Here is a 26,067-nt window from a genome sequence, read left to right as displayed (position 1 = left end):
ACCTTCTATCTTCCGATCACCCGCGCGGTGAAGATCGCGCCCGACGTGTTCTGCTGATCGATGCGCAAGAGCTGCGCGCCGCGCGCCTGCCGTGCCTGTTCGGCGGCCAGCAGCTCGGCGAGCCGTTTTTCAATCGCGGTCTTCTCCTCAGGCTTGCGCGCTTCGATGGCGCGCAGCCGTTCGAGCGCGATGGCGCGATCCAACTGTCCGAGCCGCGCCGCCGATTCGACGAGCGCCGCGACCAGATCAACCCGCAGCCGTGCGACCGCCGCGTCGTTCAGCTCGGCGATGGTGCGCAAGCCTTTGCTGCGCGCCCGCGCCACGTCCATTGACGGCTGGAACGAAACTTCGACCTCTGCATTATTCGCCTGCTGATTCTCTGCGGTGAGCGCCCGGCGAACGGCTGTGCTAAGCAGCGCGCGCTTGTCCTGCTCGCTGCCTGAATCACCGCCCTCTTCGGCAAGCCGCACCGCCGCCAGGTCGCGCGAGGCGCGGCTGTAGAGCGCGATCAGTTGGGCGCGCGGGCCGGCCATCGCGTAGGTCACCGATTCGGTGACTTCGCCATCGGCGTCCAGGTAGAGCGCGCGCTCGAAGCTCGCCGTCGCCTCTGGCTGATTGTTCGCGGCAAGCGCGATGACGCCGAGCTTCAGTTGCGCCACCGCCGCCAGCGACCCCGCGGTGATGCGCGAAAGCGCGGCGCGCGCTTCGCCGGCGTTGCCCGCCGCTTCGCTCGCCGCTGCACTCGCCAGCAATGCGCCGGCGTCGCCCTGCGCGGCTTTCTGCTCAAAGAGCGATGCGGCACGCGAAGCGAGCGAGCGGTCAGCGCGAACCAGGTCGGCCACGGTTTCGGCGGCCTGCGCTCGGATGCGGTTCGGCGTCGCGCGTTCTGTAATTAAGGCCGCAATCCGTTCGAGCGCATCAGCGGGCTTGCCGGAAGCGGCAATCGCCCGCGCCAGCTCTAGCCGGTTGGTCGCGTCGTCAGGATTGGCACGCGCCAGTTGCTCGCGGAAATCAATCGCTTCATTGTAATGCGCGATGCGGGCGGCGGTTTCGGCGGCCAGTTGCAGGGCGCGCAGGTTGTCGGTTGAACGCTCGACCAGCAAGCGCAGCCAGCGCGACGCCTCTTCCGGGTGATTACGGCGCGCTTCGATTTCGGCCAGCCCCGCGAGGCTGCCTTCGTCAATCGCCCGCGACCGCGCCGCCACGCGATAAGCGTCATAGAGCAACGCATCGGCGTCGGCTTCGCGGCCTTCGGCGAGCAGCAGATTGTAAGCGTTAATACATTCGCCGTGAACGCGACTGCCGTCTTCTTGCTCAACTCCCGACGGCTTGCCCTCGGCGCTGTCCAGCCCGCAATACATCCGCAGCTCGGCAATGGCTTTGGCGGCATCTTTGCCGGCGCGCAGCTCGATCAGCGCCGATGCCAGCGGCACCCAGTTGTAACGCGTCTCTGCATCGGTCGGGCCGCTGTCGTCGCCGCCCTGCGCCTTGAGCGCCAGCCGTGCGTCAGACAGCTCATGCTTAATCGTCGCCACCAGCAGCCGCGCTTCGTCGAACTGGCGGTTGCGAATCATGTAATCGATGAACTGGCGGCGGAAGTCGCCGAGCGCCCGCGACGCTTCGCCGGTCTCATAACCACTGGTGCCAAACGTCGCCGCCGCATGATCGCTCAAGCGTTGATGGACGGCGCGATAGATGCTGGCCAGCGCCGATTCGGGCAACAGGTTCTCACCGATCAGCAACTCGCCAATCGAGGTATTCTCGCCAAGCTCGGTCATCGTGGTGTGGAAGAAAGTCGCCACGTCACCAGTGAGCCTGGCGTCGCCGCGCGCTCGATTCGCGATCTCGCGCACCAGCGGATCGAGGCCGCTGACATCGCCATCACTGTTCTTGCGCCGCGTCGCATAGTTGACGAAACTCACGATGAAGTTTTGCAGCGGCGGCAGCGCTTCGCGCAGCATGTTGTTATCGGCCATCAGCTTCAAGTAGGTCTGCGCATCGGCGACCGACACGCGCCCGCTCAACAAACGGCCCCACTGTTCGCTGGCGGCCTTGCGGTCGCCGCGCGCCATCGCCAGTAACCCGCGAGCGATGATGACATCGGTGCTCGCCGGCGCCAGCTCCGCGGCAAGCTCCGTGTGCGCCGCCGCCCGCGTCAGGTCTTTGTGGTCGAGATAGTAGGCCGCCAGCTCAAGCTGTGCCTTCTCGCTCGAAGGGTGGCCTTCGATCTCGCCGGCGATAAAGTCGAGGCTCTCTTTGCCGCGCTGCGGCGTCAGCCCCAGCCAGTAACCATAATTCCGCGCCGCCACGAACCAGTCATCGCCGACCAGCGTCTGGTTGCCATCCACCTTGCGGTTGAGCATGTCGCCGATGCTCTTGATGTCGAGGGCGCGCTTGAAGAACCCTTCGGTTTCCGCCGAGGTGTCGCGCATAAACAGGCCGACTTCGCCGCTGCGCGACGCCTTCCAGGCGACCGAGCGCGCCGCGCTGTTGATGGCCCGGCGGGCGAGCGCCTTGTCATTCTTCTCGATCAAGAAGTTGACGAGTTGCAGTTGATAAGGGCTGTCGGCGGCGGCGATGCGTTCCAGCTCGTCGCGCTGGTTCGCCGCATAGAGCAAGGTCAGATAGCGCTCGACCCAGTCCGTGTTAGTCGTCACTTCAGCGCCGCTGGCGCTCTGATAGGCCGCGCGCAACGATTCCAGCTCGCGCGTCGTGTCGCCTGCCAATCGGTACTGGGTGGCAATCTGGTTTTGATAATCGAAGCGATCTTTGTACGGGTCGCGCTTCAATTCACCGGCGATTACCTCGGCGGCCTTGGCGTAAGCCGCGTGGCGATCATAAAACGCCACCAGGGCGCGCAGCTCGCTGTAATAGCTGGTGTCCTGCGTGGTCGGCTGCGGCGCATTTTTCGGGCGGCCCTCGTAGGCCACGTCCTTCAAACGCGTCTGCAATCGCTCTTCGACTTCAACCAGATTGGCGGAGCGAGCAATGCCGAGATAGCGCCGCAGCTCGTCGGCATCCGTATAAGCCGTCAGCTTCGCCGTCTCGGCGGTGAGCGCCTGCGCGACGGCGGCAGCATCCTGCGAGCCGGCGTAATCGATCACGCCGCGGGCAAAGTCTGTTCGCAAGGCGCTATCGATATACTGCACGACGTTCTTGGCGCGATAGCTGTCCGTGTCCGACGAGTTACTGCCGATGGCGGCGTACTGCGAGCGCATGCGCGCGAGCTTTTGATAGACCTGCCCCGCCGGCTGTGTCCGAACCAGCGCCTGTACGTAACCGCTGATGGCATCGCCGCCGAGGTATTCGTCCTTCATCACCTTGGGATAAGCCGCGAGCGCCGTTTCATAGATGCGCACGGCTTCGGCGTACAGGCCCCACGAAGCGAGCCGCTGGGCGACGACGATTTGATCTGCGACCTTGGTCTCTTTCTTGGAAGCGAGCGCCTGCCGCAAGGTCTGCACCGCATCGTCGCGCTTGCCCTGTAACACCTGTATGCGCGCCACCTCTGTCAGCCACGATGGGTCGCGGCCCGCCAACTGCCAGCCCTCGCGCAAGACGGTGATGGCGTCGTCGTAGCGCCGCTGCCGGGTCAGCAGGTTCGCCAGCGTCAGCCGAAAATCGGTGCGCTCCGGCTCGTTGGTGACGGCGTTGCGATACTGCTCGGTCGCGCCCGCCAGGTTGCCGCGCCGCTCGTAGACGCGGCCCAGCACCACCTGCCAGCGATAGTTCTTATACGACTCTTTCGTCAGCTTCTCGTAGTAAGCCGTCAGCCGGTCGAGCAGGTTGTGCGCCTCGGCGTACTCGTAAGCCGTGGCCAGCCGCTCGGCGTCTTCGGGGAAGAGGTTGATGATCTCGATGTGCTGGTCCACGGCTTCGTTGAACTTGCCGAGCGCCGTGTAGGTGCGAATCAACCCGGCGCGCAGATCGGCGACCTGCGCTTTGGCGTCGTCGCCGGTGAGCCCCGATTCTTTCACGTCCTTGAAGGCGTCCTGATAAAGCGCCGCCAGGTCGTTCATCTTGTTCTCGGCTCCGAGCGTGCGCGCCAGCTCCGAAAAAACTTCCGTATCGCTGCGGTTCTCGTTGTAGAAAGCGCGCAGCGTCGCTTCGGCGTCCGTGAGCTTATTGGCTTCACTCAAGCGACGAGCGTACTGCAAGGTCAGCAATCGGCGGTTCGGCCCCTGCGCCCTGGCGAGCGTCCGCTTGTAGAGATCGAGCGCCCGGTCGAGCAAGCCTGCGCGCCAGTAGAACTGCGAGGCTTCTTCGACGACGCCGACGTTCGTAGGGTAATCGGCGACCAGCTTGTCGATGTTCTTGATCGCCTCGTCCACCTGATTGTGGCGTTCCAGGAAGGCCGCGAGCTGCAAGCGATAGGTCATCGCTTCGCGCTCGTCGCGCGCCACCTGAGTCAAGCGCGCGATGACCTGCTGCTCGTCTTCGGGCCGCAAGATATATTGGAAGAGATCGCGCACGCTTTCGAGAAACTCGACGTTTGATGAGCGCGATACTTCCGTGCGCAAGCCCGCGAGCGCCTCGGCCTGATGGTCGCGCTCGGCGTTGTAGAGCGCGTAGCCAATCACTAACTGCCAGTCGTCCGGTTTAGCCGTGCGCGCCTGGTTATAAGCGGCGGCGATCTTGTCAGCGAGGCCGGCGCGTCTGGAAAGTTGCGCCAGGCGTTTGGCCACGGTGCTGCGCCCGTCGCCGGGTTCCGGCAACACCTTGACGTATTCGGCGATGGCCGCGTCAATGTCGCCCTTGCCTTCATAGACCGCGCCCATGCGATAGGCATAGATGGTCGGGTCGCCGGTCTGGCTGCGAAGTTCCTTGAAGACGCGCAGCGCATCATCGAATTGATAGTAGTCCCAGAAGACCGTCGCGACTTCGAGATAGGTGTTGCGCTCGCCCGGCTCAAGCTGGGTCAGCTTGTTCCACTCAGCGCCGGCGCGCTTGAAATCGCCCAGCTCGGCATAGGCTTCACCGGCCTTGATGCGGTACGAATGCTCCGACGGGTAGATTTCGGCCATGTGCGACAGCACCTGCGCGGACTCTTCGTAGAGCTTGTCGGAGCGCTGGCCGAACGAGCGCGTCAGGTCAGCCAGCCGGTCGGCATACTGCGGCTCGCCCGGATAGAGTGCCGTCAGTTGCCGATAGGCATCAATCGCCTCGTCGTGATGCGACAGCCATAGCGCCGCGTCTGCCGCAAAGACGTGATAAGTCGTGACGGTTGCGCCGGTATTCTGACTCCTGACTCCTGACTCCTGACTTCTGGCTTTCTGGTAGCGGTCGCGCAGTTGGTTGTTGCTCGACAGGTAGGCGAGGAACGGCTCGCGGATCGAGCGGTCGGCGAAGTAATACTGCGCCGATAGCTGCGCCCACGGCCCAACCTCTTTGTTATTCGCCAGGTAAGTCAGCATGCCGCGCACGAAGAAAAGGTTTTGCGGGAAGCGCTGGTGCGCGTAACTGTAAAGGTCGAAGGCCAGCTTCTGATCCCAGTTCAGCGAATCGCCCGCCGCCGACGCGCCGTAACCGGCAAAGCGCAACAGGTATTCAGTGATGTCTTCTTCGTCAAAGATGCTGATGAGCTGCCGCGAATAACGCTGCAATTCCCTGCCGCGCTTCTGCCGCACATACCAGCGCGCCAGCCGGTGATACCAGGTGTTGGAATCGAACTGGCGAATCGCCGTGTTGTACGCCTTCAACTGCTCGTTGACCAGCTCGGCCGAGCCGAGCCAGCGCAGGAACCGTTCGTATAGACCTTCTTCGCCCGGATGCTTGCGGATTTCATTCCAGAAGAAGGTGACCGTTTCCGTCTTCTTCTCATCGGCGGCAAGCGACGCGACGTAACGCTCAAGCACGCTGCTGTAGGTCGGCCCGCGCTTGTCGCTTTCATCGCCGAAGTTGGTCGGCTCGTCCGCATCCACGTCGCTGTCGCCTTCGTTCGAGCTGGTTGCCGAGCTGTCTTCGGTCGGGTCGTAGGTGTCGCTGTAGGCTTCGATGTTATAGCGAATGCGGTCCACGAGTTTGTCAAAAGCCGGCGAGATGCCATAGGTCCAGCGCTTCGCCGTCGTCGCGATCAGCGGTCGCCCTTTGGGCCGCGAGCGCGCCAGGCGATCCAGCAAATCGTTCAGCACGGCGCGCTCGCCGGCGCGGTCTTTCAGCGCCACGTAGGCGTCGGCGATGCGCAGCGACACGTCCGTGTAATGCGGCGAGGTCGGATAGAGCTGTTGGAATTCGCGGCCCGCTTCAATCGCCAGCCGATGCTCGCCGAGGCCGGCGAAGACTTCGGTGACGCCGAGGTACATGTCTGCGAGGTACTTCGACTGCGCGTACTCCTGTTTGAATGCGGTGAAGATGCGATAGGCGAAGGCGCGGTTGAAATAGCTGGCCGCGGCTTTCTCTTGCGTCGCATATTCGCTCGCCGGGTTGGTGCCGGAAAGAATCAGCGACAGCACGCCGTTCATAAAGCCCGGGTGGGCGTCTACCTGCGCCACGTCTTTGTAGAGCGACAGGTCGCCCGCCGCCACCCGCGTCGGCGTGCCGGCGGCGTCGAGCATGACGCGGAAGAGCCGGTGCAAGGCTTCTTCGCGCGAGGCGCTGCCGGGCTGCAAGCCGCCCGTCAGGTAAAGTGTGTAGAGGTAGCGCGACGCCTGATCGAAGTCGCCTACGGAGGCGAACAATGCCGCGACGGTTTCAAGCTCGCGGCCATTCCACGACGCGCTCACGGCTGCTGGCTGTGCGTTGCCGCCCGTCGTCGCAGGGCGTGACGAGGCGCGACCGGCGCGGCGCGCTTCCAGGTCGCGCAGCAGGCGCGAGGCCGGCTCGAAGTTGCCTTCGTAAGAATAGATGCTGAACAGGCGCGCGACGGTGTTGAGGTCGCTCGCGGTGCGCGCCCGCTCCTGCAAGCCACGGCGCACCGCGCGGTAGCGACCGAAGCGGCGCAGCAGCTCGTAATAATCGCCGCTGATGGCGCGCGGCCACGTCGGATCGAAGGCCGCGTCATAAACCTGTTCGGCGGCGCGGCGGTCGCCTTGCGCTTCGAGTATCGCGGCGCGGGTCTTCAAGAAGTAAGCCAGTTGACCGGCGAACTTCGGCTGGAAGGTCGTCAGCACTTCCAGCGCCTCTTTGCGATTCTCGGCGAGTTGCAGCTCTTCAACGTAGTCTTTGACCGGTTGAATATTCGACGGGTCGGCGGCGACCAGCTCGGCGAAGAAATCTGCCGGCTTGTACTCTTTGAGCGAATAGGCGCGCACGATACCGGCGGCCTGTTTATAGATGGGTGCGCGCTCGGTCACCGGCAAGGCTTTGCCGAGCTCGACAAGCGTTTTGACTTCGTCGGCGAAGCGGGCGCGGTTGTGATAGAAGACCGCAAGCCGGCGCAAGGCATCGGGCGAGCGCCGGCGGAGGTCGGCATATTGCGCCATCTCGGTCGCGGCTTTATCGAATTGCCCGAGCCGTTCAGAGAGCCGCGCCGCGTGCAGGTGCAATCGCGCATCTTTCGGATACTGGACAAGCAAGGTGCCGACGCGCTCAAGCGCCGGGGCATATGGCCGCGCGACGGACGCCTGAGTGCCGAAGAACTCTTCTTTGGTGTAGAGGGCTTCGTCAACCGCCGCTTGCGGGGCGCGATTCGGGTCGGGCTGGCGCAAGGGCGCGGTGGCGGCGCTCTGGTTGCGATTCGCCGGCGGCTTGCCTTTGGCGGTGGCCTGGCCACCCGCAGCATTCGGAGTTGAGGTTTTCGCGCGCTGCGCCGCCCGCTGTGCAAACAGGGTGGCAACAGCAAGGGAAGCGACCGAAAGGACAATCGCGACGGTCAGAAAGATTCGTTTGCGCATAAGCACCTGCGATCAATAAATCGTGAAGACAAACCCGAAAACAAGAAAACGGTTGATGCCAGGCGGTTCGCTCGGAACCGGAAAAAGTCACGCGATCAACTGCCGCCAATCACTTCGACCATCACCTCGGCGACCGTCGAGTTGTGCGCGAAGTCTTCGGCGGTGACCTGAATCGTGTAGGTTCCCGATGGCAGTCCCGCGGGGATGCGCAGGTGGCCGACATTGGCTTTTGACTTTGCATCCCAAACGATGGGCACCGGCAGCGCGCCAAAGACGCGCGCCGCAATCACCCGCGTGTCGCTGTCGGCGCGCACAGTGATCGTTAACTCTTCGCCGGCATGGGCGACGGTTTGATCTAACTTCGGCTCAAGGCGCGGCGGGCGGCTATCAATGACGAAGCTCTTGTCTTCTTGATAGGCGCGGCCTTTGTTGTCGACCAGCAACAGGCGGCAATGATAGACGCCGTCGCTCATCTCGCGCGGCGCGACGAAGCGCGTCTCCCAGACATCTTCGCCCTTCAGATAAGTCAATCGCCTGGTCAAGCCGAAGGGGAAGACCGCGGTCACTTCAACAATCGCTTGATCGGCGCGAACCCGCAACACAGGGTCGCCGGGGCGAATCACGCGAGGCCGCAGCAGCGACCGCGGCGCCGCCAGAAACGACGTGTAGGGCGTCACGAACTTGTACTTCTTTGAGAGCGCGATGATCTCGTCAATCGCCTCTTTGGTCTCGCCATTCAAAGCGATCAGCCTGAGCAGCGCGTCCACACGCGCACGCGCCCACAGGCGCGGCACATGGTCGTGCGTGTCATCGCGCTCCGGCAGCTCGACCTGCTGATTGAGCCGCACCGCCTTGCCTTCACTGTTGCCGGTGATTGCGAGCTGCGCCGGGCCGGGCCGCTTGTAGCGACCGACGAACGACAGCCGTGTGCCGTCATAGGCAGTCGCCTCGTAATCGGGATAGACCTGATAGAAGTTCGCCGCGTCCGTATTGGCCAGCTTCAAGGTATCAATCGGCGCGCGGCCTATCTTGCTGACAAAGCCCTTGAGCTTGAATTCCAGATCGTCGGTCTCGCGCGACCAATCGAAATAACCGCGCGACGCCCGCGCCAGCTCGCCGAGCAATCGCAGGTTGGTGTCCGAGCCGATGCCGAATACGTACAGGCGGGCGCGCGACCCGGCGTCGTTGGCTTTCTGAAAGCGTTCCGTGAGCGTTTTCAATCGCGTCGTGCCGAGCGACGAGTTGCCATCGGTGATCATCACGATGGCGCGCTCCTTCTTGGCCGGCATCGCTTTCGACAATTGCGTGGCGCGTTCGAGTGCGGCGGCCAGATCGGTGCCGCCCGACAGGTAACTCGACTTGATGAATGACAGGGCGCGCTCGATCTGCTCGGGGCGCGCGTCCACCGACTTGTCGCTCAAGGCGGTGACATCATCGTTGAACAGCATGAGATTGAACGTGTCCTGCGGCGTCAACGAGCGCAGCAGCGCTTCGGTCGCTTCATAAGCGCGGTCGAGCTTCTCCCACTGCATCGAGAGCGACGTATCGAGCATGACCAGCACCGAGCGCGGTTCGGGCGCGGCGACTTCGCCGGGGGCGCGGCCCGCTTCATTGAAGACGACGCCCGCTTCGAAATATCCGTCGGGCTCGCGCTCGGCCAATCGCGGGTCGCGCAACTCGTCGGCGGTAATGCGCTCCGGCGCGCGATAGGCGAGAAACTCGAACGCCGTGTGCGGCACGTTCAGGCCGTAGCGGAACGAGAAGTCCTCGGTCAGTTGGATGTCGTTGCCCTCGAACGACGCAGACTTGTACTCAGGGCGGTTATCGATGAAGTTGAGCGGATAGATTTTGCTGCGCACGCTCAGATCGCTCATCGCAAACTTGCTGGCGATCTGTAATCTAAGCGACAGGTGGTTGACCGTCTGCGCGCCGTACTGGCTCGGCTTGAAGGGGAACGAAAAGTACGATTCGAGATTATCCACAGGCAGCGCTTCGGTGTATTCAAGCTCCAGGCGCTTGGTGCCATACGCCGGGATGGGCGTGATCTTGACCGTAAAGGCGGTGTCCGACTGATCATCGCGCTCCTGTTCGAGCAGTCCCGGATCGATGGATTGCAGCGCCAGGTCTTCGTAGATTTCTTCGGCGCGGCGCTTTTCAAGGATGACGCCGGGGATGCGCACGTCGCCGTCCCAGACCGCAAAGTCCGAGATCGAGGCGGTCGTCGGGATCAGGAAGACGTACTGGCCTTCCTGCACGCGGGCTGTGTGGTTGCCGAAGATTTGCACGACGCGGACGCGCGCGTACTGGTTATCGATCTTGATGTCGACCGTCATCTCGTCGAGCGAGAGGATTGCCGAGTCAGGCTTCTGGGCGCTGGTCGGAATCAGCACGCCTGACTGCGCCTGCGCCGCCACGGGAATCAGCAACAAGACCAGCAGCGCAGCCATTCGCCGTGCCATTAAACTCAGAGAGGTGCGTCCACTTGATTTCATAAGCATCCTGAAGCGCGGGCCGCTCACCCGCGAAAACCGAAGGCGGAAGTGGTGATTCGATCACGCTTGCCCTGAATGCGCGGGCCAACGTTGCAGGGGCGTTTGGCTCGCGCTCGCAGGCTATCCGACGACTCGCTTCTCAATCCTGACAAGGCCATTCATGGTGCCGATATAAACGTATCGGTCATCGCCTGTGATGGCCGTCACGCTCGGCGACGGCAGGCCGGCGCTGAGCCGTTTCCAACTCCGCGCGCGCGTATTATATACCAATAATCCTTTATCGCTAGTGCCGACATATAATCGCTCGCCGTCAAAGTACATGGCGTTCTGATTGACTTCGAATTTGCCGACATCGCGATCATTGGCAAAGCTGATCCACTCGCCGGTCGGCAGCAACGCATCAACGCCGCCGCCGTTGGTGCCGACATAAAGGGTGCCCTCGGCTTCCGCCAGCGCCGTCACCCAGTCGTGTGACAGGCGCGAGTTCGACGTCTTGTAGGTTCGCACGACGCGCATGCCCTCAAGCTCGATCAGCCCCGCCAGGCTGCCGACGAAGAGCCGCGAGCCCGCCGCCGCCGACGTATACAGGTGATTGCTCGACAGGCCGTGAAACGAGGTCAGCGACCGCGCCCGCCCGCCCGCCACTTCCGTCAAGCCGCCTGCCGTCGCCAGCACCATCGCGCCCGCCGCCGAGGTGTTTGCCGTCATCAAAGAAACGTGAGCAATGGCATCGCTGATTAAGCCATTCTTTTCGCGGGTCATCACCGTCTGTTGCCTTCGCCCATCAACAGTGACGAGGCCGCGCGACGTGGCAATCAGCGTCTGCCCGGATGCCGGGTCAAAAGTAATGAAGTTCACTTCACGGACGCGCTCGTCTTCGATGTGCGCCAGGCGCTCGCTGGTTTCCGGCGCGATCACATCAGCGCCGCGGTCGAAATAGCCGACCCACAGGTGGGCGGCGCCATCGAGCGCCACGCCGGTGATGTGGTCGCCGGTGATGATGCGCTCGCTGACCAGCGATGCCGCGACCGGCTCGAAGGCCGGCCCGCCCGCCCCCGCCTCGCGCACGAATGCGCCATCGCGCGTCAGCGCCCACAATCCGCCATCATCGGCAAAGACCGTCGTCGGCGCATTCGCCGGCAGGCCCGGCGTTTCCGACAGGCCGGTACGCGGTTCGTTCGGGCTCGACTTCGTCCGTTCGGCGTTGATGTCAAATAGGCCGCCGCTGAACAGCCCGGCAAACAGCCGCCCGCCGATCACCGCAATCGAAGTGACGTTCGGGCGATTGGTGATGGCTTTGATCTCGTTGGCATCGCTCAGGCCGACGACGCCGAAATCGGTCGCTACCGCGAGCCCGCCGTACTGCGAATCGCTCGAAGGCAGCGCGACCAGCCCTGTGACCCGCGGTGAGGGCAAGCCGTCGCTCGTCGTCAGGTGCTCGATGTGGCCTTCGCGCCAGATGTAGAGCCCGCTGTCCTGTGTGCCGATGTAGAGCCGCGAAGCAAACGGCAGCACCGCGGTCACTCGCGTGAAATCGGCTCCCGGAGCCGAATTGAAGCGGCGCGTGAAGCGTTGCTGTCCATCAAACTCGAACAAGCCGCCGTCGAGTGTGCCGATTAACAACTCGCTTTCTGTCGCCGTCAGCACGCTCACCCGCGTCGCCTTCGGCTTGACGAAGCGATAGCCGGTGAAGCCATTGCCGTCGAATGCCATCAAGCCGCTGGCTGCCGTGCCGATATAGAGCCGATCACGAAAGACCGCCAGCGCCGTCAGGTCGTTGTCGCTCAGGCCATCGAAAGTGGTGTAGCGGTGTTTGACCGTGCCGCCCTCGTCGAGCGCGATCAGCCCGCCTGAGGTCGCCAGATAGCGCGTGCCGGCAAAGACCGCCGTTGCCCTCGCATCAGCGGCGTTCAGATAAACCGTCAGCCCGTCCGTCACCGGCGGGCGCAAGCGCGTCTCTTCAACGGTGATTTTTTGCGCGGCGGCTTCGGCTTCCTGTTCAGCGCTGATATGACGATTCAGCCTGACCACATAAATCAACAGCCCCGCCAGCGCGAGGACAATCGCAATGCCTGCGGCGATGAGCGCGCCGCGCCGATTGAACAGTCGCTTGATCCAGTTCAACATTGAAGACTCGGATTAAAACTCACAACGATGGTGGCGCAAGCTAACCGCCTTGCGCCACAGACTGCGCAGTGTCGCATAAGCTGACCGCGCGGCGCTACCCCAATCTGAAACTCACCACTCAACGCAGCCTTAGATGCAGCAAATCGAAAAACGACTGCGGCTTGTGGCGAGCGGTTCTTGACAACCACCGCGGGCCGCCAATATAGTCAACTTGCCAACAAAAGATGTGCTGCTCGCGTTAATTTTAATCGAATCACGGTTGGTTTTCGTGCCCGCGAAACCGGCTCAGGGATAAGTCGCTTGAATCTGCCGAACGCGCTCACGCTCTCCAGAATCTTCATCGTCCCGCTGCTGGTCGTCGTCTTGCTGACGAAGTTCCCCAGCGACTGGTTCGACGTACCGCAACAGTTCCTCGGGCTGGCGCTGTTTGTCGGCGCGTCGATCACCGACTGGCTCGACGGCTACCTCGCCCGCAAGCGCGGCCAGGTATCAACGCTCGGCATCCTGCTCGACCCCATCGCCGATAAGCTGTTGATCTCGGCGGCGCTGATCTCACTGGTCGAAAACCGCATCGCCCCGGCCTGGGCCATCGTCATCATCATCGGCCGCGAATTCGCCGTCACCGGATTGCGCTCGATTGCCTCGGCTGAAGGCTTCACCATCAGCGCCTCGATGAAGGGCAAGTTCAAAATGCTGACGCAGGTGATCGCCATCACCCTGTTGATCTCCGGCAGCGTGCCGGGCGGCCCGTCCGGCTTGCAACCGCCGCCACACGTGCAGCCCGAAATCGCCTTCGCCTCGTTCTCGGAATCGGCGCGCACGCTGGGCGCGGTCATTAGTAATCGAGCGATCACGCTCGATGATTTCCGCGTCCTCTGTTATGGCGCGGGCAGGGCGATGTTGTGGGTCGTCGTCTTCTTCGCGCTCTGGTCAATGGTTGACTACTTCACCAAGTTCTATGGCAAGGTGCGCGACCGCATCGAAGTGCGCGAGCGCCGCAGGGTGCGTATCCTGCGCCGCCGCCGCCGCAAAACCACCACGGGCCTCCCCGCCGAGACCGTCAAGGCTGAAGGCCGCCGGCAATAGCCGCTCGCCTATCGAAGCCCTCCGTCTCGTCAACCTTAGTCTCGCCTCCACTCAACCGACAATGTGGCTACTACGGGCAGCATCGGCGGCAATCACGCCTGCTCATTTCTCGGCGTCCCCGCCGCCGCCGACCAGCGATGCCAGCAAGCCGAAGTTGCCGATGGCCGAGCGCGTTTCGTTGTAGATGCCATAGGCTCGGAACTCTGTAAAGCCGACGGTCGGCGGCAGGCCGTCCAAAGCTCTGCGAACCTGCTCTTGCTCCAACAGCTCGCGCGAGCCATCGGTCACGCGAGTCAGCCTTGAAACGGCGAGCAACAGCTCGCCGGCCCGCCGGTCTGCCGGCTTCAGTGAAACGATTGAAGTGCCCGGCGGACGCAGCGCCATCGCCGTTTGCAGTCTTTCATCCGCGGCCACCACACTGCCGGCACCTTGCGCCTCCAGCAACTGTGTGATCTGTGGTTGGGTCGCCAGCACCAGATAGCTGCCGATGAAAGCGGCGGCGCGGCCATCTTCATTCGACGACAGGCGCAGCTCTGTGCCGCCGACACTGTCAGTCGTGATCTTCGCATCGCCGCGCGTCAGGTAGCGCGTGATGAAGGGCGCGAGCCGGTCTTTATCCTTGACGCTCAAAAGCATGGCTTGCGAGCCGCCGTCGCCGAGATTGATCAGGGTGATTTCATGGCCGATGGCATCGCCGACCGACTCGCCGCCTTCAATACCGTATTGCTTACGCAGGTTGATGACGAACTCGCGCAGGGCGAGGCCGGCGACAATATCAACGTGGGGCGCGAGCTGTTTCAGGGCGCGCTCAGGCAATTCGCCGGCGCGCTCGATGTTCAGCAGCGTCACTTCTTCAGCACTGCGGGGGATCAATTGCGGTGACTTGAAACCGGCTCCCTGTGCCGGTTTCAGCGCTTCGGTCAGGGCTTCGCCGATGCCCGGCTTCAACGCCGTGAGATAGCGATCCACGACGCCGCCGTCCTTGAATTCGGCGCTGTAGAGCAAGCCGGCAACCGCCTGACTGGCCATATGCTCAAGCAGGCCGGTGAAGGAGGCGACGGTTTCGGGTTCCGCGGCATAGCGACTGGCGGCCAGCGGCGGCAACAAGGCGATCAGTTTGTTGATGCCGGTTTCGGTAATAAAGGCAGTGACGGCTGCGCCCGCGGCCATATCGGGCTTGAGCCGCGCAAGCGTTGGGTCTTCGGCGAGCGCCGGCGCGCGCCCGGCAATCGTGTCGAGCGTCGCCTTCATGGCTTCAAGGTGATTGGTCAACACGATGACTGAGCCGAGCGCCGCCGCCACCAGTGGCCGGTCGGGGTTCGCGCCGCGAAAGATGAGCAGCCGCGTGCCCTGGTGCTCCCCTTCTTCCTGGGCCACCGTCATGCCATAGATTCTTTGCGCGACGATGATGGCGCGGTCGTTGACCAGACGCGCGGCGGTTGCCGGGCGGGCGTGGGTCTCGATAATCAACGCCAGTCGCGGCTTGAAGTGCAGGTACGGCCCTTCGTCAGTCTGCCCGGTCTGCGCTTCAACATCGGTGAGCGCCAGCGCCAATTGAGCGCGGCCCGCCAGCACCACTTCTTCGGGGCCGAGTCCTGTGCGCCCGACGAGGTCGGCCATCAAGCCAATCTGTCGGAGCTGGCTCGACAGCCCGAGCGCCGGCCCCAGCTCGCGCCAGGCCCGTGTGCCAGTCAAGCCATCGGCGACATCCGCGAGGTTATTGATTTCGAGATAGGCAAGCGACGACGCCGCAACATAACGCTCCATCTCCACAGGCTGCGGCCTGCGCAAAGCGAAGTAGCAGGCGGTTGCGACAAGCACCCCGAGGATGACGGCGGTAATGATCAGGTTCTTTCGAGTGAGCCAGTCGCGCAGATTCATTCAAGCGCATCTTATCACGGCTGTGCTATAATCGCCGCAGCCCCACCGACTCAAAAAAGTGAAAGCGAGAAAGCCTTGAATCAAGATGTGATGAACTGCCCACGTTGCCGGCGGCGCACGGCGGCAGCGCGCGGCACTTGCATTTACTGCGGCGAGACCCTGCCGATCAGCAAGCTGACCAGCGCGCCGCCGCAACGCAACCTCGACGCCGCCGAGCTCGCCTTCAACACGATTCTCGAACCGCCGCGACTGGCCGCCGGCGAAACCGCCATCGCCGCGCTCGCCGCCGCGCTCAAGGTTGAAAGCGGCGAGGCCAGCGAGATGGTTGCGGCTAACAAGCGATTGCCCATCGCGCGGTCACTGACGCGGCAGGAGGCCGAAATGATTGCCGCCCTGGTGCGCGATTGCGGGCTGGCGGCATTCGTCGTTGCTGATGAAGAGCTGGCCGTCGAGCGCGAATTGATCCGCGCCCGACACATTGAGATTAAAAATAATGAAGTCGTCGTACAGCACAGCGGCGGCGTGTTGACCATTCCCGCATCAGCCCTGCGGGTGATCGTCGTCGGCTCGCTGCGCCAGAACCGCGTAGATTATTCGGAAGGACTGCGCGGCATGCGCACGCAATCGGCGAGCGTGTTAGAGACGGCAGAGTTTCGCTCGGACGAAGCCGTGCTTGATGTCTATGGCGGCTCGCTTGAAGAGAGCTTTCGCTTGCGCGCCGACGGCTTCGATTATTCGGGGCTGGTCGCGCCGCTGTCATTTCGCACCGAGCTTAATTTTCGCGCGGCCCTGCGCGCGCTCGAAAAAGCAGCGCCGCAAGTCCTCGTTGACGAAGATTTCGCCCGTCTACGGCGCTTGCTCGCGCGCGCCTGGCCCGAGCGCAGCCACAACGAAGCGCGCGGCGTGAAACGCAAAGGCATCACCTACCGGCCCGTCGCGATGTCGAGCCTGACCACAGACAACCGCGACCAGTTCGAGCGCTATTCCCGCCTGATGTTCCTATCGGCAACCCGCAACCTGAGCTTTCGCGCCCAATGAAAACGGCTGAATCGAATCGCTTGCCGGTGCAAGCTTCGATTCAGCCGTTTTGAGGTTCGGTGCTTTAATGATCCGCCGATCAACCGCACAAACGGGCGGCGGGAACGAACGAGCGCAGCTTGCGCGAGCGCGCCGCGTGGCTCAGCTTCCTGAGCGCCTTGGCTTCGATCTGCCGCACACGCTCGCGGGTGATCGAGAAGTGATGGCCGACCTCTTCGAGCGTATGCTCGTTGCCGTTAGCGCACAATCCAAAGCGCATCTTGATGACTTTCTCTTCGCGCGGCGAAAGCATACGCAAGGCTTCGTCGGTCGCTTCCTTCAGGTTGTGATCGATCAGGGCGTCTGCCGGGTTGACGCTCGATTTGTCTTCGATGAAATCGCCGAGGTGTGAATTCTCTTCTTCGTCAACCGGGGTTTCCAGCGATACCGGCTGCTGGGCGATGCGCAGGATGGTGCGCACTTTGTCTACAGGCAGCTCCATGCGCGCGGCGATCTCTTCGCAGCTCGGCTCGCGCCCCAGCTCTTGCACCAGCGCCCGCGTCGCCCGCGTCAAGCGCGTGATGGTGTCGAACATATGAACAGGGATGCGGATGGTGCGCGCTTGATCGGCGATGGCGCGGGTAATCGCCTGGCGAATCCACCACGTTGCATAGGTCGAAAACTTGAAGCCGTGCCGCCACTCGAACTTGTCGACGGCGCGCAGCAGGCCGATGTTGCCTTCCTGAATCAGGTCGAGCAACGGCAGGCCGCGATTTGAATACTTGTTGGCAATCGAAACGACAAGCCGCAGGTTGGCTTCGGTCAGCTCGCGCTTGGCCTCGTTCGCCTCATAATCCCCACGCTCGATGGCCCACAGCGAGCGCTCGACTTCGCTGAGGCTGACGCGCCAGCCGGATTCCAGACCGGCGAGCCGTTGTTTGGCTTCGCGCAGACTCTTCTTCAAGCCGCGCTCGTCCTGATTGCGGCGCCGGGCTTCGAGCAGTTGTGTCGTTTTCGCCACATTGCGACGGGCGTCGCGTCCGGCTTCGACCGAGCGGCGGATCAGGGCGACTAGCTGTCGATGCTGATGTCGCGCCAGGTCGAGTGCCCGCATCAATCGGCCCATCTCGACGCGCGCCCGGCAGAGGTTGGTGTAAATCTTTTGCCGGCGCGCAGAGCGCTTCGGCTCGCTGCCGAGCCGTTCGGCAAGCTTTGAGGCTTTCGCGTAACTCTTCTTGATGGCGGCCAGGTCGGCCAGGGCTTGCAGGCGGTAGGCTTCAAGCACGACCTCGTCAACGCCGTCTTGATCGCTGAAGTCAGCGACTTCGCGGATGCCGAGCTTGCCGCGCCGCAACTGCTCGCCAAGGTCGAGCAGGTATTCGACGCAGATCGGCGAGCGCGAAACGGCGCGCACGCCGCGCTGGTTGCCGCGCTCGATGCGCCGCGCCAACACGATTTCGCCTTCGCGGGTCAGCAAAGCCACCGAAGCCATTTCGCGCATATACAGGCGCACAGGGTCATACGAGCGATCCATCTGGCCCGGCGACAGATCAACCTCCGTCTCGTCGTCGAGGCCCGCCGGCAACGCCGGGCTTTCGATCAAGTTGGAGTCTTCCGAATCGGTGAAGCTTTCGTCGGAATCGTTAATGGCCAGCGTTTCCAGTTCTTCGGACGGGCTCGGTTCGGGCGGCAAGAGTTGATTAATGTCGCCGAAGGCAAACAGCGAAATCTCTTTGCCAGTCTCGTTGATGGTGTCGAAAACATTCGGGTAAGTTTGATTGGTGCCCGGCATGATGAATCTCCCCTGCGCGATAGAATGGCTGATGATCGGCTTTGCAGCGCGGCGTTAAGACTGAGTTTAGGCGACCCGCTGGCCAGCCCGCGTCCAACCGCCGACGCTGATGGCGCCGCCGGCATTGCGGCGTACGGCTCCGGTCGGCAGTGCTTCGCCCTGGGCATTCAGCCACATCAGGCGGACGCCGCGCGCCAGGCGCAATTCGGTGAGCGCCTCTTCCATCTCGCGCAGCAAGGCTTCGGCGTGACCGTCGCCGGCGCGCTCGGATTCAACTTCGCTCGCAATGACTGAAATCAGTCGGTCAAGCTCGCCCACTTCTTCGATGAGGTGTTGATGTCTTGGCATCGCTTCGTGTCCTTAATGTTTGCGGAATGGGAATTCTAAAACCCTGGGCGCAGGGTGGGTCACAGAATCAAGCAGGCTGTCGTGGCCGGCATGGCCCCCGTCATCCCGGCACGACAGCCTGCAATTCTGCTGCGTAGCCTCTGTTACAAAACAGCGAGCGACGTCGCCCCCTTGACCTCACTCGTTGCGCTTTTCAAAGAAGCTACGCCGCGACAAGGAGCAATGCTCGTGCCATCGCCAAGGCCCAATTGGGGTAGCATAACCGGCCTGGAAATAAAGCCGGCTGAAAACTCTAGGCCGGAGAGGGTAACGGATTCTGGAAGGCCGCCTGACAAAACTTGTCAAAGCAAGGAGTCAGGAGTCAGAAGTCAGGAGTCAGAATAAAAACCGGAGGCGGAGCCGACTTCCTCTTCCATTCTGTCTTCTGACTCCTGACTCCTTTTAGGATAGGCGCACGACGATGACCGAGGTATTGTCTTCGCCGCCGGCGGCGTTGGCGGCGACAACCAGCTCTTTGGCGGCGGCGTACGGGTCGGGGTTGACCATGAGGATGTCGCGGATGTGATCATCGCCCAGCATGCCGTTCAGACCATCGCTGCACAGCAGCAGGGTGTCGCCGCTCACCAGCTTGCGGCGGATGATATCAATTTCGATCTGATCGTCGGCGCCTATCGAGCGGTAAATGACATTGCGGTAGGGGTGAATGCGCGCCTCGCTGCGCGTCAGGTTGCCGGTATTGACCATGCGTTGGACCAGCGAATGGTCTTCGGTGAGCTGCTCGAATTTTTCGCCGTTGAGCAGGTAACAGCGGCTGTCGCCGACGTGCGCGATGCTCAGGACTTCGCCGACCAGCATGGCGACGGTCAAGGTGGCTCCCAGGCCGCGCTCGTCGGGGTTGGCGCGCGCGTAGGCCAGGACTTCGCGGTTGGCATGGACCACCGCCTGCCGCAACATTTCGGTCGTCGCCATCTCGTTGCCGTCGGCGATGGCCAGGCGCAGGCCGCCGGTCTGCGTCGGCGCGGCGATCTTCTCTTCGTGGGTCGAGCGCAAGCTCGCGGAGATCAGCTTGTCGGTCATCCACTCGGCGACGGCGCGCACCGAAACCCGCGAAGCGACCTCGCCCGCCGCCTCGCCGCCCATGCCGTCAGAGACGACATAGATGCCGATCTGCGTCTGCACAGACTCGTAATACTGCGTCAGGTTGAGCGCCAGGATGCTGTCTTCGTTCAGCTCGCGCACCAGCCCGACATCCGTGAAGTGGCCGGATTGCAGCACAACCGGGAGGTTCAGGTCGTTGAGCGCCGTGCGGAACTCTGCGGCGCTCTGAAAGCGCGCCTGCGGCTGATCCGCGAGCGCCCGCGTCAACAACCGCTCAAAGTTCGGGAAGACCGTCGCCACAGGGTAAAGGCAACTGGCCTCTTCGCCGCTCAAGCTCTCGCCGGTCAGCATGAATTGCAGCAGCGCCCCGATGGCGTAAACGTCCGAACGCACGTCGTAGACGGCATCATCTTCAAACAGTTCGGGCGCGGTAAAGCCGCGGCTCGGATAGATCGGCGCGTCGGCGACTGCCGACAGCATCTGTCGCGCCCGCTCAAATCCGACCAGCCGCACCTTCATTGCTTGATCGATGAAGACGCTGTACGGCTCGAAGCCGTTGAAGACCCAGCCATTGCGGTGGAATTGCTCGGCCAGCGTGCAGAGCTGGACGCCGATAGCGCGCGCCGTCTTCTCGTCCACTTGATCGATGTGGGCGACGGCCTGGCCGTGAATCTCTTCGAAAACCAGGTAAGCGGCTTCGCCTTCGACCGTATGCTCGAAAGGCTTGAACAGGCCGAAGCGCTCGAAGGCGGCGCCGGCCTCTTCGAGGCTGCCGGAGGTGCGGCCCGCGGCGCTGCCGGCGGCGGCATTCACAGGCGACAGCCCGGTCAGCGCGTCGTCATCGGTCAGGCGGCGCTCGACAATAGTGTAATTCGTGCCGGAAGCGTCCAGCGCCGTCGCCGAATAGGCGTTATAGGTTGGCGCCGTCCACAGCAGCAATTGAATCTTAAAGCGCGAAGCGATGATTTTGCCCGGTTCGGCGGGTGCCGGTGGCGGAATCGGCGCGGTCAAAGATGAGCCGAGCTTCGCGCCACAGACCTGGCAAAAATGCGCCCCCGGCTCATTGTCTGTCGCCCCACATACCGAGCAGGCGTTTTCTATATTTCTTGTCACTTCATCCATATAGCGGTTAACAAGCATAGCACAAGCGATCCGCTCTTTGTAATGAGCAAAATGACAAAGGCCAGCCGCTCCGGCTTTTTGACATGGCGGTGAATAGAGGGCTAAAATCTGGCTTTAGCCGGTTGCCTTTGGGCCGATGCCAAGCGGGCGCTTAAAATCATCGCTAAGTCGGTATCACTGCGACAAGATTCTTGAAACCTCAAGCAAAACAAGGGCGTAATACGAGTCGGTTAGATAATCGTAATTCAATTCGGAGGACAGACCCTTCTTATGGCACTCAATCGTAGGAAAAAGACCGTCATCATTGTGCTGGTGGTCGTCGGACTCATTACCATCATTGCTTTATCGAGAGTCTTTAAGAAACGCGACGGCGAGCCGGTGCAGGTCGGCAAGATCGAGCGCCGCACGCAATTGATCTCGAAGGTCACGGCGTCGGGCGAGATTCGCCCGGTACATATTTACAACCTGACCGCAGAGGTGCCGGGCCGCGTCGAAGCCATCTACGTCACCGAGGGACAGACCGTCAAGAAGGGTCAGCCGCTCGTCAAAGTTGACCCGACGCAATCGAGCTTCGCGGTCACGGCGGGCGAAGCCAGCGTCCGCGTCACGCAGTCCGACGTGCAGAACCAGCAGGTCGCTCTCGACCAGGCGCGCAACAACGTCAACCAGTCGAAGGCCAGTCTCGGCGCTGCCGAGGCCGAGCTTGAACGCTTGCAAGCCGACCTCCGTTATGCCGAAAGCGAGTACAAGCGCAATCAAGAGTTGGTCGAGAAGGGCGTCATCAATAAGTCGCAATTCGAGTCGGTGAAATCGCGCTACGACCAGGCGCGCGCCTCGGTCAACGCGCAGCAGGCGCGCATCAACCAGATCAAGGTGCAGGTCAAAGACTCCGAGCTGGCGGTCAACCGCGCCGAGGCGGCTTTGAACTCCTCAGAGCAGCGCGTCAAGCAGGGGCAGGCGACACTGGCGCAGCAGGCCGATCAGTTGAAGAAGACGACGCGCTTTTCGCCGATTGACGGCGTCGTTTCGAGCCTGCCGGTCAAGGTCGGCGAATACGCCCTGGCGAGTTTTTCGACAACGCCGCTGCTGACGGTCGCCGATATGTCGCAGATCAACACCGAAATTCACGTTGACGAGACAGACATCGCCGACGTGCAGTTAGGGCAGAAGGTCAAGGTCAAGGTTGACGCGCTCGGCGAGCAGGAGATCGACGGCGAAGTCATCGAGAAAGGCGCTTCGGCCATCACCAAGTCGGGACAGACCATCGCCTCGAACGCCAACTCGCAAGAGGCGAAAGATTTCCTCGTCAAGATCAAGCTGAGCCCCAACGAAGAAGTTCGCAACAAGCTGCGTCCGGGCATGTCTGCAACCGCGACGATTACGACGGCGATGGTTGAAAACGTCACCACCGTGCCGCTGCAAGCCATCGTGCCGCGCGAGCTGCCGAAGGACAAAGCCGCCGAGCCGCAAGCGCAACCGCAGCCGCCCGCCGACGGGCCCGCAAAGAAGAAAGAGGTCGAGGGCGTCTTCATCTACGACAACGGCAAGGCGCGCTTTGTCGAAGTCACTACGGGGATCAAGGGCGATCAGGAGATCGAGCTGAAGACCGGCCCGAAGGAAGGCGAGCGGATCATCATCGGTCCCTACAAGACGCTACGCAACTTGAAGGACGGCGACCTGGTGAAGGAAGAAGCCAAGCCCGCCGGCCCCGAGACCAAGAGTTAGTCGCTTGACCATTAAAGGCCACGCAACACGCTAATGACAAAGGATCCGAACTCAAATGAAGGCGACGCTATGATTGATGAAGCGGTGTTAGAGAAGGAACTCGCATACCTGGAAATGGCTCCCCCGCCGTCGGATATCGTCATCCGTACGGACGAATTGCGGAAGACCTACGTGATGGGAGCTGAAGAAGTCCACGCCTTGCGCGGCGCGACCTTCGAGATCGACCGCGGCGAGTACGTGGCCATCATGGGGCCATCGGGATCGGGCAAGTCAACCTTGATGAACCTGATTGGCTGCCTCGACACGCCGAGTTCGGGGCAGTACTGGCTCAACGGCAAGCAGGTATCAGAGATGGACGACGACGAGCTGGCCTACATTCGCAATAAAGAGATCGGCTTCGTCTTTCAGACCTTCAACCTGTTGCCGCGCGCCACGGCGCTGCACAACGTCGAACTGCCGCTGATCTATAACGGCACGCCGCGCAGCCAGCGCATCGAGATGGCCAAGCGGGCGCTGGAAAAAGTTGACCTGGCCAATCGCATGGATCACAAGCCGAACGAGCTGTCGGGCGGTCAGCGCCAGCGCGTCGCCGTCGCCCGCGCCCTGGTCAATAACCCGTCGATCATTCTGGCCGACGAGCCGACCGGCAACCTCGATTCGCAGACCTCGCAGGAGATCATGGGGTTGTTCGATCACCTCAACCGCCAGGGCAACACCATCATCCTGGTGACGCACGAGCACGACATCGCCGAACACGCGCACCGCATCCTGCACATCCTCGACGGTCGCATCAATAAGGACGAGCGCCGCTGAACCGCGCGCCCGCGCCGCAAATCAGACAAAGGCATCAGGCGGTAAGTCTGCCTGATGCCTTTGCGCTTTTCTGGCCCGCAGGTTAGGCGCGACGGCTCGCCTTTGCTATAATTGCCACACCGATTCACTTGGATCAGAACTCATGTACAAGTATATTGAAGCCGCCCACATTGCGCTCACCTCGATCCTGTCGCACAAGCTGCGCTCGTTTCTGACCCTGCTCGGCGTCATCATCGGCGTCGCCGTGGTGACGGCGGTGGCGACGGTCATTGAAGGCGCCAATGTGTATATCAAGGAGAAGATCGCGACGCTCGGGTCGGGCGTCTTCAGCCTGCAAAAAGCCAGCATCACCAGCTTTGGCGATTTTCAGAAGTTCATCGATGCCTGGAAGCGCAACCCCGACCTGTCGCTCGAGGACCTGGCGGCGCTGCGCGAGCAGGTCAACCTGGCCGACCAGATTGGCGCCACCGATGGCACCGCGCACACGATCAAGTATGGCAACATCGTGCTTGAGAACGTCGGCGTCAACGGGGTGACCCCGAACATGGTTCTGCTCACCAGCGTCGAAGTCGAGCAGGGGCGCTACCTGAGCGACTCGGACGACGAGAGCCACCGCGATGTCGCCTTCATCGGCTCGGAGGTCGCCGAGGGCCTCTTCCCCGATAGCGACCCGATTGGCAAAGAGATCAAGGTGGGGCGCGAGACCTTCACGGTCATCGGCGTCGCCAAAAAGCTCGGCTCGGTGCTCGGCCAGTCGCAGGACAATTTCGTGCAGGTGCCGCTCAATACTTTTATCAAGTCTTTCGGCAAGCGCAGCTCGAACAGCTTGCGCATCATCGTCCGCGCCCGCAAGGACGTGCCGGTGGAAAAGGTTCAGGATCAGGTGCGCGTCGTCATGCGCTCGCGTCACAAGCTCAATTACAATCAGCCGGACAACTTCTCGATTGCCACAGACGAAGTGACCGAGCAGCTTTTCGGGGCCATCACTGGCACGGTGGCGGCGGTCGCCTTCCCTGTCGTCGGCATTTCGCTGGTCATCGGCGGCATCGTGATTATGAACATCATGCTGGCGACCGTAACCGAACGGACGCGCGAGATCGGCATTCGCAAATCACTTGGCGCGACGCGGCGCGACATCCTGGTGCAGTTCCTCGTCGAGTCGGCGATGTTGTCAGGCTTTGGCGGGCTGATCGGATTGTTAATCGCCGTGACCTTAATGATGCTGGTCGGGCGGGTCGTGCCGATACCGGTATCGGTGCCGCTGTGGGCGCCGGTGGTGGCCATCGGCGTCTCAACCCTGACCGGCATTTTCTTCGGTCTCTACCCGGCGAACCGCGCCGCCCGGCTTGATCCGATTGTCGCGCTGCGCGCCGACTAGGGGCTGGGAACTAGGGGCTAGAGGCCGGATGTCTTTCTAGTCCCTGGCCCCTCAAAAGAATATGCATATACAAGAGATTGGCGAAAACATTCTGATGGCGTTCGACACGCTGCGGACGCACAAGGTGCGGTCGGCGCTGACGATGCTCGGCGTCATCGGCGGCACGATGACGGTGATTGCCATCTCGTCGTTCCTGACCGGACTGCGCGAGTTCGTGCTTGAGCAGACGAAGCGCTTCGGCCCTGATATCGTCTTTGTCACCAAGTGGGATAACATCGGCATCCGCTTCAGCCGCCCGTCGCAGGCCGAGCGCATGCGCAAGGATTTGACCATCGAGGACGCCAACGCCGTCGCCGAGCTGCCTTCGGTCATGGCCGTCAGTCCGACGATGATCGTCGGCTCGTTCGGGCCGGGCGGCACTCAGCCAGTCGTCAAGTATCAAGGATCGGAAGCCAATCGCCCAATCATCTTCGGCGTTTCTTCAAATTACGACATCGTGCGCAACGTCTTCATCGATCAGGGCCGCTTCTTCAGCACGGCAGAACAACAGCACCATGGGCAGGTGGCAGTCATCGGCTACGCCATCGCGGAGACGCTCTTCGGGTCGAACGACCCGATTGGCAAAGAGATCGATGTGGACGGCAAGGTCTATCAGGTCATCGGCGTGATGGAGAAAGCGCCGGGCGGGCTCTTCGGCGGCGACCCGGTTGAAGACCGCGAGCTGCTCGTCCCCTTCGACACCATGAAGCGCGACCACCCCGAAATCAAGGACATCACGATCAACGCGCGCGCCCAGCCCGACCAGTTCGGTCGCATGGTGGATCAAGTCACCGAGTTGATGCGCCGGCGGCGCGGCGTCGGCAACAAAGAGCCGAACAACTTCGGCGTCTCGACTCCGGGCAGCATCTTTGAAGTCATCGCGCAGTTTGCCGCCGTTGCCAGCTACATCGTCTTTCCGCTGTCGGCTGCCGGGTTGCTGGTGGGCGGCATCGGCGTAATGAACATTATGCTGGTGAGCGTCACCGAGCGCACCAAAGAGATCGGCGTGCGCCGCGCCATCGGGGCGCGCAAGGCGGATATCATCTGGCAATTTCTGACCGAAGCCATCACGCTGACGGGGATTGGCGGGCTGATTGGCATTTTCATCGGCTGGGTCGTCAGCCTTGGACTGCATCAGTTGGCGCCGACCTTGCCATCGGTGATTCCGTTATGGGCAGTCTTGATGGGGTTCTTTGTCTCTTGTTCGATTGGTTTGATTTTTGGCATCTGGCCGGCGATGAAGGCGGCACGGCTCGATCCGATTGAGGCGCTTCGTTACGAGTAGGGGCGAAGATGCGGCGTTTTGGCGTCGCGCCG

General features: G+C 62.2%; 13 protein-coding genes. 6 read left to right on the top strand and 7 right to left on the bottom strand.

Translation table 11 applies throughout. The features are described from left to right. Window positions 1-5 precede the first annotated feature (5 nt). The 3 genes from VJ464_27100 to VJ464_27090 form a co-directional block, all read right to left on the bottom strand. On the bottom strand, window positions 6-7,832 hold the full coding sequence (locus VJ464_27100) for a tetratricopeptide repeat protein (GenBank protein ID HKQ08820.1): 7,827 nt from the start codon (window positions 7,830-7,832) through the stop codon (window positions 6-8). 95 nt (window positions 7,833-7,927) lie between these two features. Then, on the bottom strand, window positions 7,928-10,291 hold the full coding sequence (locus tag VJ464_27095; GenBank protein HKQ08819.1) for a VIT domain-containing protein: 2,364 nt from the start codon (window positions 10,289-10,291) through the stop codon (window positions 7,928-7,930). A gap of 153 nt (window positions 10,292-10,444) precedes the next feature. Next, window positions 10,445-12,451 (bottom strand): hypothetical protein, encoded by a 2,007-nt coding sequence (locus tag VJ464_27090; GenBank protein HKQ08818.1) that lies wholly within the window; start codon window positions 12,449-12,451, stop codon window positions 10,445-10,447. A 300-nt stretch (window positions 12,452-12,751) separates the two neighbouring features. Here VJ464_27090 and pgsA point away from each other — a divergent pair, with 300 nt between their 5' ends. Next, complete coding sequence (gene pgsA / locus VJ464_27085; protein ID HKQ08817.1) at window positions 12,752-13,537, top strand: CDP-diacylglycerol--glycerol-3-phosphate 3-phosphatidyltransferase; 786 nt, start codon at window positions 12,752-12,754, stop codon at window positions 13,535-13,537. Window positions 13,538-13,639: 102 nt separating this feature from the next. Here pgsA and VJ464_27080 read toward each other — a convergent pair whose 3' ends face one another. Beyond that, on the bottom strand, window positions 13,640-15,418 hold the full coding sequence (locus tag VJ464_27080) for a hypothetical protein (GenBank protein ID HKQ08816.1): 1,779 nt from the start codon (window positions 15,416-15,418) through the stop codon (window positions 13,640-13,642). Window positions 15,419-15,508: 90 nt separating this feature from the next. On the opposite strand from VJ464_27080, the gene VJ464_27075 reads away from it, so the two are divergent. Beyond that, complete coding sequence (locus VJ464_27075; protein ID HKQ08815.1) at window positions 15,509-16,456, top strand: hypothetical protein; 948 nt, start codon at window positions 15,509-15,511, stop codon at window positions 16,454-16,456. Window positions 16,457-16,535: 79 nt separating this feature from the next. Here VJ464_27075 and rpoD read toward each other — a convergent pair whose 3' ends face one another. From rpoD to VJ464_27060, 3 genes are all read right to left on the bottom strand, one after another. Beyond that, window positions 16,536-18,227 carry an RNA polymerase sigma factor RpoD gene (gene rpoD, locus VJ464_27070; protein ID HKQ08814.1) on the bottom strand — a complete coding sequence of 564 codons (1,692 nt, stop codon included), beginning with the start codon at window positions 18,225-18,227 and terminating at the stop codon, window positions 16,536-16,538. Window positions 18,228-18,293: 66 nt separating this feature from the next. Next, complete coding sequence (locus VJ464_27065; protein ID HKQ08813.1) at window positions 18,294-18,575, bottom strand: hypothetical protein; 282 nt, start codon at window positions 18,573-18,575, stop codon at window positions 18,294-18,296. Between the two features lie 441 nt (window positions 18,576-19,016). After that, complete coding sequence (locus VJ464_27060; protein ID HKQ08812.1) at window positions 19,017-20,786, bottom strand: Stp1/IreP family PP2C-type Ser/Thr phosphatase; 1,770 nt, start codon at window positions 20,784-20,786, stop codon at window positions 19,017-19,019. A 279-nt stretch (window positions 20,787-21,065) separates the two neighbouring features. Between VJ464_27060 and VJ464_27055 the strand changes: the two genes are divergently transcribed. The 4 genes from VJ464_27055 (at window position 21,066) to VJ464_27040 (ending at window position 26,035) form a co-directional block, all read left to right on the top strand. Continuing rightward, window positions 21,066-22,520, top strand: coding sequence for an efflux RND transporter periplasmic adaptor subunit (locus VJ464_27055; protein ID HKQ08811.1), 1,455 nt, complete (start codon window positions 21,066-21,068; stop codon window positions 22,518-22,520). A gap of 114 nt (window positions 22,521-22,634) precedes the next feature. Further along, entirely contained in the window at window positions 22,635-23,333 is a 699-nt protein-coding gene (locus VJ464_27050) for an ABC transporter ATP-binding protein (GenBank protein HKQ08810.1), read from the top strand. A gap of 142 nt (window positions 23,334-23,475) precedes the next feature. Next, window positions 23,476-24,711, top strand: coding sequence for an ABC transporter permease (locus VJ464_27045; GenBank protein HKQ08809.1), 1,236 nt, complete (start codon window positions 23,476-23,478; stop codon window positions 24,709-24,711). A gap of 61 nt (window positions 24,712-24,772) precedes the next feature. Further along, window positions 24,773-26,035 carry an ABC transporter permease gene (locus VJ464_27040; protein HKQ08808.1) on the top strand — a complete coding sequence of 421 codons (1,263 nt, stop codon included), beginning with the start codon at window positions 24,773-24,775 and terminating at the stop codon, window positions 26,033-26,035. Window positions 26,036-26,067: the final 32 nt, after the last annotated feature.

Source organism: Blastocatellia bacterium, assembly GCA_035275065.1.
GTDB lineage: Bacteria > Acidobacteriota > Blastocatellia > UBA7656 > UBA7656 > DATENM01.
Note: the sequence above shows the minus strand (reverse complement) of the source record. Positions and strands in the feature narration are given on the sequence as shown.

What these genes read in the sequence shown, in the direction of transcription:
- VJ464_27075 (HKQ08815.1), top strand. Translation starts at nt 15,509, where the DNA reads ATGAACTGCCCACGTTGCCGGCGGCGCACGGCGGCAGCGCGCGGCACT.
- VJ464_27055 (HKQ08811.1), top strand. Translation starts at nt 21,066, where the DNA reads ATGGCACTCAATCGTAGGAAAAAGACCGTCATCATTGTGCTGGTGGTC.
- VJ464_27090 (HKQ08818.1), bottom strand. Translation starts at nt 12,451, where the DNA reads ATGTTGAACTGGATCAAGCGACTGTTCAATCGGCGCGGCGCGCTCATC.
- VJ464_27100 (HKQ08820.1), bottom strand. Translation starts at nt 7,832, where the DNA reads ATGCGCAAACGAATCTTTCTGACCGTCGCGATTGTCCTTTCGGTCGCT.
- VJ464_27040 (HKQ08808.1), top strand. Translation starts at nt 24,773, where the DNA reads ATGCATATACAAGAGATTGGCGAAAACATTCTGATGGCGTTCGACACG.
- VJ464_27080 (HKQ08816.1), bottom strand. Translation starts at nt 15,418, where the DNA reads ATGAATCTGCGCGACTGGCTCACTCGAAAGAACCTGATCATTACCGCC.
- VJ464_27050 (HKQ08810.1), top strand. Translation starts at nt 22,635, where the DNA reads ATGGCTCCCCCGCCGTCGGATATCGTCATCCGTACGGACGAATTGCGG.
- rpoD (HKQ08814.1), bottom strand. Translation starts at nt 18,227, where the DNA reads ATGCCGGGCACCAATCAAACTTACCCGAATGTTTTCGACACCATCAAC.
- VJ464_27065 (HKQ08813.1), bottom strand. Translation starts at nt 18,575, where the DNA reads ATGCCAAGACATCAACACCTCATCGAAGAAGTGGGCGAGCTTGACCGA.
- VJ464_27095 (HKQ08819.1), bottom strand. Translation starts at nt 10,291, where the DNA reads ATGGCACGGCGAATGGCTGCGCTGCTGGTCTTGTTGCTGATTCCCGTG.
- VJ464_27045 (HKQ08809.1), top strand. Translation starts at nt 23,476, where the DNA reads ATGTACAAGTATATTGAAGCCGCCCACATTGCGCTCACCTCGATCCTG.